The organism is Parajatrophihabitans canadensis (assembly GCF_053764775.1).
This window is the reverse complement of record NZ_CM132445.1, coordinates 4,700,140-4,713,192: the sequence shown is the minus strand read 5'-3', so window position 1 is coordinate 4,713,192 and position 13,053 is coordinate 4,700,140. Positions and strand designations below refer to the sequence as shown.

The following is a 13,053-nucleotide window of genomic DNA, read 5'->3' as shown; positions in this document are numbered from 1 at the left end:
ACATTGCACGCGAGCCCGTATTCCTTATCGACGACAGTGGTGAGTCGATTTCGGAGGCGCGATGCGTACCGTTCGACTCGAGGCGACCCTGGGCACGCTGGGCACGCTGGTCGTGCTCTGCGCGTTGGCCGCGACTGCGGATCTCGGTGTCGCGGGCTGGGTCGTCGGATTGCTGGTGGGTTTCGCGGCGACCGCGCTGCTGGCCGCCGCTCGAGTGCGTAGCGAAGAGCCGAGGATCTTCCCAGCGGACTGGATCACCTTGGCCCGGGCGCTGCTGACTGCCGGTGTCGCGGGACTGGTCGCCGACTCCTTCGACCGGTCGATATCGGTGATCGCGCTGGTCGTGCTGGCCTCCGTGGCGACGATCCTCGACGGTGTGGACGGCCAGGTGGCGCGACGGACCGGCACCGCCACCTCGCTGGGCGCACGCTTCGACGCAGAGGTCGACGCCTTCCTCATCCTGCTGCTCAGCATCGCGGTGTCCGAGCACTACGGCAGCTGGGTACTGATCATCGGCGCCGCCCGTTACCTACTGCTGCTGGCCGGCTGGCTCGTCCCGTGGCTGGCCGCGCCGCTGCCGCCTCGCTACTGGCGCAAGGTCGTGGCCGCGATGCAGGCCATCGTGCTCACCATCGCGGTGTCCGGATTGCTCGACAGGCGCGTCGGCATGATCGCTGTCGCCCTGGCGCTGGTATTGCTGGCCGAGTCGTTCGGCCGTGACATCGTCTGGCTGTACCGCACCGGCGCCGGCCCACGCAGCCACACCGTGCTGCGTGGGGCGACGGTAACCGTCTCGGCGCTCATCGTCTGGGGCGTCCTCGTCGCTCCCGATCAGATCGAGCGCATCAGCCCGGGCGCGTTCGTCCGGGTCCCGATCGAAGCTTTGGTCCTATTCGCCGTGGTACTCGTGCTGCCGCCCCGGCCCGGGAAGGCCCTCGCCAGCGCCGCCGGAGTGCTCCTCGGCCTGATTGCCGTCATCAAGATCCTCAACCTGGGCTTCTACGAGCAACTGGGCCGGCCATTCAACCCGGTGCTCGACTGGGGCAACCTCGGCCCGGCCATCGGTGTGGTGCGCGACTCGATCGGGGACGCGGCGACCGACGTCGCCCTCGTGGTAGCCGTACTCGTCCTCATCGTTCTCGTCGGCGCGGTCACCGCATCGACTATCCACCTAAGTACGCTCGCCTCCCGACATCGCCGCGGCTGGGCTCGCGGAATCGCGGCTTTCCTCACCGTCTGGGCGGTCAGCCTGCCGCTCTCCCTAGAACTCGTCTCGGGAGCCCCCGTCGCGTCGACCAGCGCCGTCGGGCTCGCTGCCGCGCAAATCCGCGACGCCCATAAGGCGATCCGAGATCAGCAGCGATTCGAGACCGCGCTCCACACTGCCGACCCCGAAGCCCACATCCCCGCCTCGGACGGGCTCACCCGGTTGCGGGGCAAAGACGTCCTCATCGTGTTCATCGAAAGCTATGGTCAGGTCGCCGTTCAGGACACCAGCTTCTCTCCCGGCGTCGACGCTGTCCTACACCGCAGCACCGTTGCGTTGAGGCAGGCCGGGTGGTCCACGCAGAGCGCGTGGCTCACCTCGCCGACGTTCGGCGGTATCAGCTGGTTGGCCCACTCCACCCTGCAGTCCGGACTCTGGGTCGACAACCAGCTGCGTTACAACGAGCTCGTCACCAGCGACCGACTCACCCTCAGCGGCGCCTTCAACAAGGCCGGCTGGCGCACGGTCAGTGTCGTCCCCTCTGACGACACTGAGTGGAGCCCGGGCACGACTTTCTACCACTACGACCAGCTCTACGACCGCCGCAACGTCGGCTACCACGGCCCAACCTTCAGCTACGCCTCGATGCCCGACCAGTACACCCTGGCCGCCTTCCAACGCAACGAACTCCAGCCCGGCCACCAACCCGTGATGGCCGAGATGGACCTTGTTTCATCGCACACTCCTTGGGCTCCGCTGCCGAGCATGGTGCCCTGGAACCGAGTCGGCGACGGCTCGATCTTCGATCAGCAGCCCGCCGAAAGCAAGTCCGCAAGCGATGTCTGGCGCAGCAACCGTACTGTCAAGCAGTTCTACGGGAAGTCCATCCAATACTCGCTACAGGCCCTCACCTCGTGGGTCATCGAGCTCAACGATCCCAACCTCGTGATGATCATGCTGGGCGACCATCAGCCCGCTACCACGGTCAGCGGCGTGGGCGCCAACCACGAGGTACCGATCTCGATCATCGCCCGCGACCCGTCGGTATTCCGCCAGATCGACTCCTGGAAGTGGCAGGACGGCCTGCTCCCGAGTCCATCGGCCCCCCTCTGGCCCATGGACGCTTTCCGCAACCGGTTCCTCACTGCCTACCGCGCCCCACTGGTGAGGTCCACTCCCGCGGTCACCTCCACACCGCACCAGTGAGCGCGGAAGGGAAGGCAGGGGGCGTCTTGCCGACAAGACGCTTCGCCAGATCGCGAAGCGACGCTATGGGCGACGAATAACTGGCAGGGTCGCGTCGAGCAGTCCTGCCTGCTCGCGAACTGCGGTCAAAGGCACATGACCATGAGGCATTGCGCTGCGCGACTAGTTGGGTACGGCCCGTGCTGTGGGATACAGACCGTATCTGCGGTTGCAGGCTGCAAATCAGCCATACGGCAGACAAGCTTCGGAATCGCACTTAGGGTGGCTTATGTCGGATAGCTAATCAGACGACAGTCTAGCTAGATCGTCGTCTAGGGCCGAAGGAGCAGGGCAGCGTGCAACATAGAGTTCCAAGATGGACGGCCACCGTCGTCGCCTCAGCACTAGTCGTCAGCGGTTTCAGCAATCCGGCATTTAGTTCGCCAGTCAACGCTGAGACCAGGGTCTTGAACAAGGTGACGAACGCGGTCGCCGCCGCAGAGCAGGCAGCCGGCGCCAGCGGCACCCTCCGCCCCGATGCAATCGCAGGCAGCCGCACGGCCGAGACGGTGCACTCAAAAAATGGCATCGTTAACATCCCCAACGATCCGACAGACGGCGTATCACTGGCTACCTCCACGGGCGCGAAGATCACCGTAGGCATTCCACACGCTCGTTCGGCGGCCCGAGGCGCGCTGGGTGCGTCAGGCACCACTGTCTACATGGACGCCGCCTCAAATAGCGCCACCGCCATCCAGGCCACCTCCGATGGCATGCGCCAACTGTTCGTCCTCAACAATTCAGCCGCTCCGACGACGTTCACCGTGCCGCTGTACCTTCCGGCCGGCGCGCACATCATGGACGGTCGGTCGGGCGGTTACGAGTTCGTAGCCGGCCAAGAGAACTCTGCCGGTTTGGCCACTGTCGCTTCGATCGGCGCGCCGTGGGCAAAGGACGCTACCGGTAAGAGCCTTCCCACTACCTACAGCCTCAACGGAAACCAGCTTAGCCAGCATGTAGATACGACGGGCGCGATTTTTCCGGTTGTGGCAGATCCGCATTACACCTGGGGATGGGTAACGGGAACCATCTATTTCAACAAGACGGAAACTAAGAAGTTCGCGGTCGGCGTCGGCGTCGCAGGCTTCATCGCGAGCCTGACCGGGCCCTGGTCAGCGCTTCTGCGCGGCTATGCCGCTTGGATTGGAGCCGTCGCGGGATGGGCGCTAGCCGACAACAAGTGCGTGGCTTTCAAGTCGACGCTTCAACCGGTTATGTACAGCGGAAATCAAGGCGGCGGATTCTGCCGTTAGTCGGGGGGCAATCAGCATGTTCTTTGTCTGGGGGGTTCTACTTCCCGCGTTCGCTGCGTCCTTTCTGGCTGGCTACCTCAAGCGACGCCAGACAGGTCGAAGCGAGGGAGATTGGACGTTTCTCCGCAATCGACGCGCCTTGATCGTCGGAGGAGCCGTTTCGCTATTGCTGATCGCGCTGAACATCACGTCGATCTCGCATCTGCTGCTCGCGGTGCCGCCAGCCTTACTGGTCGGCGGTGTGGTCGCGATGGCCGTGAATCGCTTGAAGCCCGAGTAAAGCTGACAGCCCGCCGCGCAAAGGGAAACGTTGCACCCCGAAGCGTTGACAGCGCGGATCGCTCGGTTCTAGCCTGACTTTGCTAGATACGGAATAGCTACCGTAGGCCTTCCGTATCTAGTGGGCATCGACCTGGCGCCGCGGATGATCCGATGTGGGATCCGTCGGATTGCGATGGCTGTGAAGGTGCCGCCAGCCGGATACGTGCTCACCAATACTTCTCCTGATGGGACTGGACATGCTGCCAGATTCGACCCAGATCGTTTCCGTCGACGACCATGTTGTTGAGCATCCGCGGGTCTGGCTCGACAGGCTGCCGAAGAAGTGGCTCGAAGATGCACCGCGCATCGAGCGCACACCCGACGGCAACGACTGGTGGATCTACGAGGGCGCCAAGGCGGCGAACTTCGCAACGAACGCGGTGGCCGGCAAGGACCCGAAGGAATTCAATCAGGACCCCCGCAGCTACGACGACATGATCCCCGGCTGTTACGACGTCAAGCAACGGCTGATCGACATGGATCTTGAGGGCGTAACAGCCCAGCTCTGCTTCCCCACCATGGGCGGATTCGCGGGAAGCGTCTTTGCTAAATCGAAGGACAAGGAGCTCGCTAACGCCTGCGTCTCGGCCTACAACGATTTCATTCTTCAGGAGTGGTGCGCAGCCGCGCCCGATCGGCAAATCCCGCTTGTCATGATGCCGTATTGGGACGTTGCGGCGTGTGTTGCCGAGATCGAACGAGTCGCGCCTTTGGGTGCGCGAAGCGCAACCTTCCCGGAGCTGCCGGATCGAATTGGCTTGCCGTCGTGGCACACCGACCATTGGGACCCGGTGCTCGCTGCCGCCTCGGCAGCCAACATGCCGCTGTCCCTGCACTTTGGTTCTGGCGGGACGCCGCTCGTTTCCCCCGAAGGCGGCGACCCCAGCAATAACTTCACGGTGGCCATCGCGCTCTTTGGCTACAACTCCGCCTCAGCGCTCACCGAGCTATTGCTGTCGCCGGTATTCCACAAGTTCCCCAACTTGAAAATGGCTCTGTCTGAGGGTGGCATCGGCTGGATGCCGTACAGCCTGGAGCGCATCGACTACGTCTGGGAGCGGCACCGCTGGTACAGCAACGTCAACCGCGAGGTACGCCCTTCCGATCTCTTTAAAGAGCACCTCTATGGCTGCTTCATATCGGATCACGCCGGCATCGCTGCCCGCGAGACGATCGGGGTCGCCAACCTGATGTTTGAAAGCGACTACCCGCATTCAGACAGCAATTGGCCTTATACGCGAAAACTTCTCCAGGACGCCTTCGCCGATGTTCCGGATGCCGACGCTGGGGCGATGTGCGAGTGGAACGCTCGCAAGCTCTACAACTTTCCACGGTCCGCCTAGGCAATGCCCGCCGAAGGTCGGTGTCCTACGGCTTGCGCGTCGTTGTGCTGACGGGCTGCGTCGACTGCCCGCTGAGTAGCTGACGCAGGCCGCGGATCGTGTTCGTCAGCCCGAATTCGAAATCGTCCTCCACCGCCATCATGAGCGCGTGAGTCTCCTGCACGTCCTGGGGATACGTGGTCGACGTGGAGGCATCGCCCGCCAAAACGAGAGGGTCGTACGGAGGAGCAGTACCGCGGGTCGGGGGTGTGTTTTCACCCATCCGCTCGATCATCAGACACCCGCGCGTGTACACGGACAGTGCGAGGTAGGCGTGGGCGGCCGATTCCCGACTGAATCCGGCACGCACGAGCGTCCCGATCATCCGCTCGACATGGGTCCACGCGTGGTCGTATACGCGGTCGTTGTGCCGGTTGCTTCGCATGATGATGAGGTCACACAGGAGTCTGTCTTCGCGGAAGATCTGACGGAAGCTCGTAAAGAACGAGGTCAGTTGCACGTCCCAAGGTTCATCGGTCAGCGGTGGCAAGAGCTCGTTGAATCGGACCAACGCTATGTCAGTCATCGCGTCGAGTAAGTCCTCTTTACCGCGAAAATACCAATAGAGGCTGGTGATCGCTACGTCCAGCTTCTCGGCAATGCGCGGCAACGTGACGCTATCGACGGAGCCCTGCTCGGCCAGTTCGAAGGCGACCTTCACGATCGCGTCTGGAGAGATGGAATTTCGTGCACGCCGCCGCCGCGGTGGTGGTGTTTCAGGCACGGCTTCCAATTTTCCTCTTCTGCTTCGTGGCCGCGCCTCGATCGGAGCTAAGACCGCTGCTCGGTCACCATGCCCGTCTAGGGCTCCGCATCGCAGGCTGGCCAGGCGAACGGACGTTTCCGAGGGTAGCGGACCAGATGTTCGTCCATTCGCGAAGCTTCTGGTGGCGATCCCAGGATCCGCCGGGCGGGGGAGTTCTATCGACGATTGCAGTTAGGGCAGCATGCTTCCGCCGTCGAACCAGGTCTTCGGATCGTCCATGTTCGTCGGCAGTGTCATAGCTTTTGCGATCTTGAGCGTGTCCGAAGGCAACGCGTCGGGTCCGGAATAGGAGATGTGGATGGCGTACTTGCCGATGACGGCATCGATTGTGTGGTCACCGACCTGGATCACGTGGCCCTGAATCGTGATATCGGTATGTGCGGTCGGCACGGCGGGAGGGGGACCCGTTTCGGCATTCGGGCCGTACAGATCCGTCTTGAGCGTCGTCTTCTTGTCCGTTGAACTGTAGTTCGTGACGAACAGGATTGGCGTCCCAATCGGCTTGGGAAGCAGTTGCCCCGATGCCAGCTCAGTCAGAACCTTGGGTCGGTAGCCGAAGTTGACCGGCACGGGCGAGGCAGGAGCGACCTTGGTGGACACGGGGTTGTTGCCGGGATCTTCGATCTGTGCCGCGTTGGCGCGAGCCAGGGCAAGCGTGGCCGCGGGGGTCATTTTCTTGTCGGTCTGCACGACGGCCCAGTAGCCGGAGCCGTACTCCCACGCCACGGTCGGCACCGGCGTCGGCGCGTCGATCGCGTCAGGGAGGTACGCGAGGCGGAGGCTGTAACCGTTGTGACCGTTAACCATCACGCGGGAGCCGGACATGACCTTTGATACGTCAAGGGTATTGGGTCGGTATCGAAGGGCCGAGCCGCAGTCGTCGATGTTGCCGACGTAGTTCGACTTCACGACAGGACCGAACGGGCTTGTGGAGCCGCATTCAACGCTGCCGGAGGAGGCCCAGCCGTCCGGCGTGTGCCCTGACCAACTGATATACGAGGGCGTGGTGGGCGCAGTCGGCTGCGGAACCCGCCCCAGCGTGATTGATGGACAGCCGGTGCCGGTGACAATGACAGTGCCGCCGCTAACAGCGCACTTGTGAGCGCCCAAGCTCGGTGGACTCGGGTGAGGGTTTGCAGGTGCAGAGTTTGAGCGTCCGAACCCCAAGGCGAAGCTGCTAGCAACGAGGACGGCGCAGATTGCGGCTGCAATGGCCAGCGGCATGCGCCATCGGACTAACCAGCTCGCACGAGTCGGCGCGTGCACCGTGTGCTCGAGGAAGGACTCGGGGAGGCCCGTCGGTGCTGCCTGCTCGAGCTTGGAGAAGGCAGCACGGATGGTGTTTACAGTCCTCACGTCGTGACTCCCTCGGCCATGGACGAGCTCTGCGTGGGTGGGGCAGCGATACGTAACGTAGACAGCGCCCGGGATGCGTAGCCGCGGACAGTGCCGGCCGAGCATCCGAGTACTTCTGCGATCTCGGTATCCGACAGATCGTCGTAGTAGCGGAGTACCAGCACGGCACGTTGTCGTTTCGGCAGCTTTGCCAGTTCCAGCAACACTGCGTCCCGCTCGGCATGATTCTCAGCGTGGTCTGCGACGTTGCGGTCGTGCTTGAAGGCGTCGAACGGCTCGATCCTGGCGAACTTGCGCCGCCAGGAGAGAAAGTCGTTGACGATCATCCGCCGGATGTAAGCAGAGACGTAGTCCATCTCGCCGATCTCGGACCAACGCTCGTAAGCGCGGACCAGCACGGCCTGAACGACCTCCTCGCCTAGGCGTGGATCCCCCGTCAGAACGGTCCCGAATCTAAGCAGGCTGACTTGTTTGAGCCGCACGAATTCGTCGAACGTCAAAGCTCCTCCTGGTGCCATCCCCTCTTCAACGCGCGACCTGATCAATCTGTTGTGCCAATGTGCAAAGCCGATCTTGCGCGGACCTGTAGCGAGGAGATTGCGGAGTAGCAGCTATCAGGCGAGCGCTGCGCGGATCACGTCGGTGTCGAGCGGCTCCCCGAACTTGGAGGGGTGGAACTCGATGAGCGTGTGGCGAGCCAGCCCCTGCACCGCGAAGGGGTCTGCGGCTACTGCGGCCTCGATGGCCTCTCGCATTCAACCGAGGATGAGATTGGGGCGCAGCAGGTTCTTACAAATTAAAGACACGATCCGGGTAACCGGTAAGCCCCGCCCTCGGTGGGCAGCTAACTGTTCGTCCAGCACAGTGAGCTACTCACCTAGGAGCGTCATGAAGACCACTCCCCGCATAGCGACAATCGGCGCCGCAGCCAGCTTGACCGCGGCGGCCGCAGCCGCCGCGTTTGCCGGCCCCGCGGCCGCGGCCCCCGTCCACCAGCCTGAGCACGGATCAGTCCGACAGGTCATCCACCGGCTACCGCTGCGCGGCGAGGGCGCGGTGTTCGTACAGACCGACAACCTCGCCGGCAACACTGTCGTCGCGTACGACCGGGCCCCTGACGGCACGCTGACCCAGGCCGGGGTTTATCCCACCGGCGGTCTTGGTGGCCAACTGTCCGGCTCGGTCGTAGACCACACCGCATCCCAAGGTTCATTGGCTTACGACCAGGCGAATCACCTGCTCTACGCGGTCAACGCCGGGAGCAATACGATCACGTCGTTCGCCGTTCGCGGTGACCGCCTCACCAGACTGCAAACCATCGGCTCGGGGGGCGAGTTTCCGGTAAGCATCACGGTCCACGGCGGGCAGCTCTACGTTCTCAACGCCCGCGGAGGCGGCTCGATCCAGGGCTACCTGCGCCTCGGCGGCCTGCTCGTGAAGGTCCCGTCCTGGCACCGTGACCTCGGGTTCAACCCCAACCCGACCCCGGAATTCACCAGCACCCCGGGACAGATCGCTTTCACCCCCGACGGCTCAAAGCTGATCGTCACCACCAAGGGCGACGGCCAGAGCATCGAGGTGTTCGGTGTCGGGCTGCTCGGTCCGTCGATCAAGCCGGTTGTAACGTCAGACCCGGGTAACGTGCCGTTCGCGATCGAATTCGACCAGCAGGCCCACGTGTTGATCGCCGAGGCCGGCCCGTCCGCGGTGGCCACTTTCACGATCAACCGCAATGGCACCCTGACCCTGCTCGCCCGGACTGCCACCGGGCAGGCTGCGACCTGCTGGGTGACTAGCACCGGTGACCGGCTCTATGCCTCCAATGCCGGTAGCGCGAGCGTCTCCGGTTACCACAACGACAATGGGACGTTGACCCCGCTCGGTAACACCAGCACCGACCCGGGCACGGTCGACGCCGCAGCTTCGCCGAATGGACGCTTCCTATACGTCCAGACCGGCGGCAACGGAGTCGTCGACGAATTCAAGATCGGCGGCAATGGCTCACTCACCGAGATCGGTTCGATCACCGTCCCCGGTGGCGCCGGCGGCGAGGGCATCGTGGCGAGTTGACGTCAAGCGAAGCGGCCCTCGGGGCCAGGGCATCCGGTACTTACAGGGCCGCTTCGCTGGACAGGCCTCGCACGGATCAGAGCCGATTGGCCTGCACAGCAGCCAGCAGGCCCGCATAGTCCTCACCGCACGGGCCGCACGCCTGCAGATGGACGGCGACACCGGACAGTTGTCCGTCGGCAGCCGCACCGCGGTCGACCAGGTCGACGTAAACGTGCAGCATCGCCATCGCCTCGTCGCACCCCACATCGCGCGGGTCGGTCGCCAGGAAAGCGTCCAGGCCGGCCAGTTGGTCATGACGTAAGCCCTGCGCTGTCATCGGCCAGATAACCGTTAGCGGCTAACGAGGCTCGTAACTTACGCCGCGCATCGAACATGATCTTGTAGATCGCGTTTCTGTTCGAGCCCAGCTGCGCGACCAGCGCGTCCAAGGGCACGCCGTTCAGCACGAGGGCCACGAAGATCTCCCTTTGCCGATCGGTGAGTACTTCATCCACAGCGCGGTGCAGAGCGGCGAGTAGCTCTCGCCATTCGGACTCGTGTTCCGGTTGCAACCCGAATCGGTCGGGAAGCTGGTCCCAGTCCTCGGCGTCCAACGACGCTCGTGGCGTGCGCCAGAAATGGCGCCCGATCTTGCTCGATACCTCAAACATCACGAACTTGTACGCCCAGGTGGTGAATCGACTTTCACCGCGAAACTGGTTCAACTTCGCCGAGATCGCCAGCAGCGCATCGGCGGCCGACTGGTAGGCAAGGTCGTCGAGTTCAGGGCCGGAAATCTGGAGTTGACCGTCTCGCCGGCGTACCTCACCGCGGGCGATGCGCAACAGGAACCGGTGCAGCTCCTCGGTCGCGGCTTGTTGGTCAGTGCCGGCGGCGCCTAGGCGTCGCACCCACTCAGCCGAGTCAGCGTCCAGCGCCGGGTGCGAATTCGCGATCACCGGGTCGATCGGGAACATGGATCCGATCCTACGGCGGGACCGATGCTCATCTAGTTTCACAGCGCATGCAACAGATCGGCTCACTACTCCGTTGAGGAGTGCGATCGTCAACAATACGAGTATCGAGGGTGGGGCAGGGCGTTGGAGTTTGAGGATTATGTGGCACAACGACGCCTGGCGTTGCTGCGCTTCGCCACCGTTCTGACCAGCCAGACATGGTTGGCCGAAGACCTGGTGAGTGATGTACTCGGCCGCGCATTTGAGCGGTGGGACAGGATCTCGCAAATGTCGGAGCCGCACGCCTACGTGCGCCGGATGGTCGTCAACGAATACCTGTCCTGGCATCGGCGACTAGCCAGGACGTCGCCGCACGCCGACGTGGAACTCGACGTCGCGTGCGTCGGTGACGGCGCTGATCAACACGCCGAGCGAGACGAGATGCTCCGCCGCCTGGCCACTTTGCCGCGCCGCCAGCGCGCCGCCGTCGTTCTGCGCTATTACATCGGGTTGTCGGACGCCGACATCGCCGCACACCTCGGCTGCCGCGAAGGCACAGTGCGAAGCCAGATCTCGCGCGCACTCGCGTTCTTACGCGTCCAGCCACCTGCAGTCACCCCGGTCTATCTGCCTCAGGAGACAAGATGAACGGCTTGAACACCTTGAACGAAGCCTTTTCCGAGCTACAGCGCCGTGCCGATGCCGCGTTCGCCGGATCCACAGAGGACGACGGACGATACCTGGCAGACATCACCCTGGAGGCAGCGGACTTAGCGACCGCGCCGGCCCGTGGTCGGTCCAGATTGCCGCTCGTCGCCGCGAGCATCGCTACGGTTGCGGTCGTCACCGCTGGAGGCGTCGGCTTCGTCCTCTTCAGCCGGGACACTGCGTCCACTTCCGGGGCTGCGGGGTCGGGTAGCAAGACTGTTTCCGCTGTTTCCGCTGCTGCCGCAAAGACACCGGCAACTGCTGGCTCGGCGGCATTTCAGATTCCGCAAACACCGGCTGAGCTTGCCGGCCGGTTTCGGACGGTGCTCGGCACGATGGCGACGTTCAAGGTGACCGACACCGGGGCCGCGGAGACGATCACGTTGCCGTCCGGACCGAAAAGCGTTGCAGCCGGCGCGGACAGCCATCCTCCCACGGCGACCAGAGCGGACCCGTCGGCGAGTGGCGTTCCAGGTGTGCCAAGCCAGCCGTCCAAGTCGGCACGCATAGATAATTCCGCCCCGCAGAAGAACGGCGCGGCTATCGTCGGAACGCTGACGTCAGCTGGTACGACGGGCGGATTCGACCTACAGATTTACCAAGCCGGCGCGGGTGAAAAAGCTTGGTGCGACGATCCAGATCGTGCTGATTGCGTAGTCAAACGCTTGGCCGATGGCTCCTCGCTCGCCATCGGTAACGAGCAACTGGAAGGGGCAGGCAACGGCGTCACCTACTCGGCAAACCTTATTCGGCCGGACGGTGTCGAGCTCCTCATGCATGTCAGCAACGAGGCGAGCCCCAAGGGTGCGAGCACTGTCCTCGCGACTCACCCGCCATTGACCAGCCAACAGCTGACGGAAATCCTAACCTCAAGCCTTTGGTGATTCCGGCGCAAGCCGTCTGTCCCAGCCCGAACGGTACCGCCCAGCTAGCCTGGCGGTACCGTTCGCGATAAGGGCGCCGCGCGCGTCGTTGATCACGTTCGACTCGGCAAGGGGGCTTGCGTGCCAGGCAGGCAGAATCACATCGCATCGGTCCTCAAGGCGGTAGCCCTGATCGACGCCCTGGCGAAGTCGCCCGGCGAGCGGACCCTCACCGAACTCGCCGCGGAGACCGGTCAGCCCGTCCCTACCGCTCACCGACTGCTCGCCACGCTCGAGTACGCAGGTTGGCTGACCCACGACAACCGCGGCTACGCGCTTTCGGTGCGGATGGCCGAGATCGCTGGGCACGTCCTGTCCGGTATCGGCGTTCGAAGCGAGGCGTTGTTGCCGATGCAGCGGCTTACGGCCGAGACCGGCGAGACGAGCTACCTGGGGATCCGTGAAGGCGACACCGTCCTCTGCGTGGAACGGATCGAGAGCCTGGACATGGTGCGCGTCATGTCGTGGGACGTCGGCAAGGTGTTGCCGTTGCGAGTCGGAGGCGCTGCACTTGCACTGCTCGCCTACCAGACCGACGAGGAAGCCCGCCGCATCGTCGCCGAGACGCCTCTGAACGACACGATGCCGCACGCCGTGTCCGACGATGAGTTGCTACACAAACTGCCGGAGATCCGAAAGCGCGGCTACGCCTTGAGTAGCGAAGAAATCATCCCCGGCATCACCTCGGTCGGTTCGCCGATCTTCGACCAGGCTGGTGCGCTCACGGCCGCGGTCAGTATCGGCGGGTTGACACCACGGATCGTCGACAACCTCGAACGTGTCGGCGCAGCAGTCATGGCCGCCGCCGAGCAGGTATCGCGAAACCTGGGCTATTCCGGCGCGTACCCACCCCCCTGAGGCAGCGCCGGCCGAGCCGGGACGGA

14 protein-coding genes are annotated in these 13,053 nt (G+C 63.7%); 8 read left to right on the top strand and 6 right to left on the bottom strand.

Annotation, left to right across the window (positions count from 1 at the left end):
- The first annotated feature begins 61 nt into the window (after nucleotides 1–61).
- The 4 genes from ACSMXN_RS22655 (at nucleotide 62) to ACSMXN_RS22640 (ending at nucleotide 5,369) form a co-directional block, all read left to right on the top strand.
- Complete coding sequence (locus tag ACSMXN_RS22655) at nucleotides 62–2,413, top strand: CDP-alcohol phosphatidyltransferase family protein (RefSeq protein ID WP_022914253.1); 2,352 nt, start codon at nucleotides 62–64, stop codon at nucleotides 2,411–2,413.
- A 335-nt stretch (nucleotides 2,414–2,748) separates the two neighbouring features.
- Nucleotides 2,749–3,705: a hypothetical protein gene (locus tag ACSMXN_RS22650; protein ID WP_022914254.1), complete on the top strand. Its 957-nt coding sequence runs from the start codon at nucleotides 2,749–2,751 to the stop codon at nucleotides 3,703–3,705.
- 16 nt (nucleotides 3,706–3,721) lie between these two features.
- The gene (locus ACSMXN_RS22645; protein ID WP_022914255.1) at nucleotides 3,722–3,985 is read left to right on the top strand and encodes a hypothetical protein; all 264 of its coding nucleotides are present in this window, start codon (nucleotides 3,722–3,724) and stop codon (nucleotides 3,983–3,985) included.
- A 238-nt stretch (nucleotides 3,986–4,223) separates the two neighbouring features.
- Entirely contained in the window at nucleotides 4,224–5,369 is a 1,146-nt protein-coding gene (locus ACSMXN_RS22640; RefSeq protein WP_027139671.1) for an amidohydrolase family protein, read from the top strand.
- A gap of 25 nt (nucleotides 5,370–5,394) precedes the next feature.
- Here ACSMXN_RS22640 and ACSMXN_RS22635 read toward each other — a convergent pair whose 3' ends face one another.
- The 4 genes from ACSMXN_RS22635 to ACSMXN_RS22620 form a co-directional block, all read right to left on the bottom strand.
- Entirely contained in the window at nucleotides 5,395–6,132 is a 738-nt protein-coding gene (locus tag ACSMXN_RS22635) for a TetR family transcriptional regulator (protein ID WP_155958446.1), read from the bottom strand.
- A 213-nt stretch (nucleotides 6,133–6,345) separates the two neighbouring features.
- A complete protein-coding gene (locus ACSMXN_RS22630; RefSeq protein WP_022914258.1) occupies nucleotides 6,346–7,530 on the bottom strand; it encodes a hypothetical protein in 1,185 nt (394 codons plus the stop codon).
- Entirely contained in the window at nucleotides 7,527–8,030 is a 504-nt protein-coding gene (locus tag ACSMXN_RS22625; RefSeq protein WP_027139672.1) for a SigE family RNA polymerase sigma factor, read from the bottom strand. Before ACSMXN_RS22625 ends, ACSMXN_RS22630 begins: the two co-directional genes overlap by 4 nt.
- A gap of 114 nt (nucleotides 8,031–8,144) precedes the next feature.
- On the bottom strand, nucleotides 8,145–8,285 hold the full coding sequence (locus ACSMXN_RS22620) for a hypothetical protein (RefSeq protein WP_022914260.1): 141 nt from the start codon (nucleotides 8,283–8,285) through the stop codon (nucleotides 8,145–8,147).
- A gap of 133 nt (nucleotides 8,286–8,418) precedes the next feature.
- Between ACSMXN_RS22620 and ACSMXN_RS22615 the strand changes: the two genes are divergently transcribed.
- Complete coding sequence (locus tag ACSMXN_RS22615) at nucleotides 8,419–9,600, top strand: beta-propeller fold lactonase family protein (protein WP_022914261.1); 1,182 nt, start codon at nucleotides 8,419–8,421, stop codon at nucleotides 9,598–9,600.
- Nucleotides 9,601–9,676: 76 nt separating this feature from the next.
- Here ACSMXN_RS22615 and ACSMXN_RS22610 read toward each other — a convergent pair whose 3' ends face one another.
- Entirely contained in the window at nucleotides 9,677–9,919 is a 243-nt protein-coding gene (locus ACSMXN_RS22610) for a hypothetical protein (RefSeq protein WP_455407641.1), read from the bottom strand.
- Nucleotides 9,894–10,559: a sigma-70 family RNA polymerase sigma factor gene (locus ACSMXN_RS22605; protein WP_022914263.1), complete on the bottom strand. Its 666-nt coding sequence runs from the start codon at nucleotides 10,557–10,559 to the stop codon at nucleotides 9,894–9,896. The genes ACSMXN_RS22610 and ACSMXN_RS22605 overlap by 26 nt, the downstream gene beginning before the upstream one ends.
- A 123-nt stretch (nucleotides 10,560–10,682) precedes the next feature.
- Between ACSMXN_RS22605 and ACSMXN_RS22600 the strand changes: the two genes are divergently transcribed.
- From ACSMXN_RS22600 to ACSMXN_RS22590, 3 genes are all read left to right on the top strand, one after another.
- Nucleotides 10,683–11,186 carry a SigE family RNA polymerase sigma factor gene (locus tag ACSMXN_RS22600; RefSeq protein WP_022914264.1) on the top strand — a complete coding sequence of 168 codons (504 nt, stop codon included), beginning with the start codon at nucleotides 10,683–10,685 and terminating at the stop codon, nucleotides 11,184–11,186.
- The gene (locus tag ACSMXN_RS22595) at nucleotides 11,183–12,130 is read left to right on the top strand and encodes a hypothetical protein (RefSeq protein WP_022914265.1); all 948 of its coding nucleotides are present in this window, start codon (nucleotides 11,183–11,185) and stop codon (nucleotides 12,128–12,130) included. Before ACSMXN_RS22600 ends, ACSMXN_RS22595 begins: the two co-directional genes overlap by 4 nt.
- Nucleotides 12,131–12,250: 120 nt before the next feature.
- Nucleotides 12,251–13,027: an IclR family transcriptional regulator gene (locus ACSMXN_RS22590; protein WP_022914266.1), complete on the top strand. Its 777-nt coding sequence runs from the start codon at nucleotides 12,251–12,253 to the stop codon at nucleotides 13,025–13,027.
- The last annotated feature ends 26 nt before the right edge of the window (nucleotides 13,028–13,053 follow it).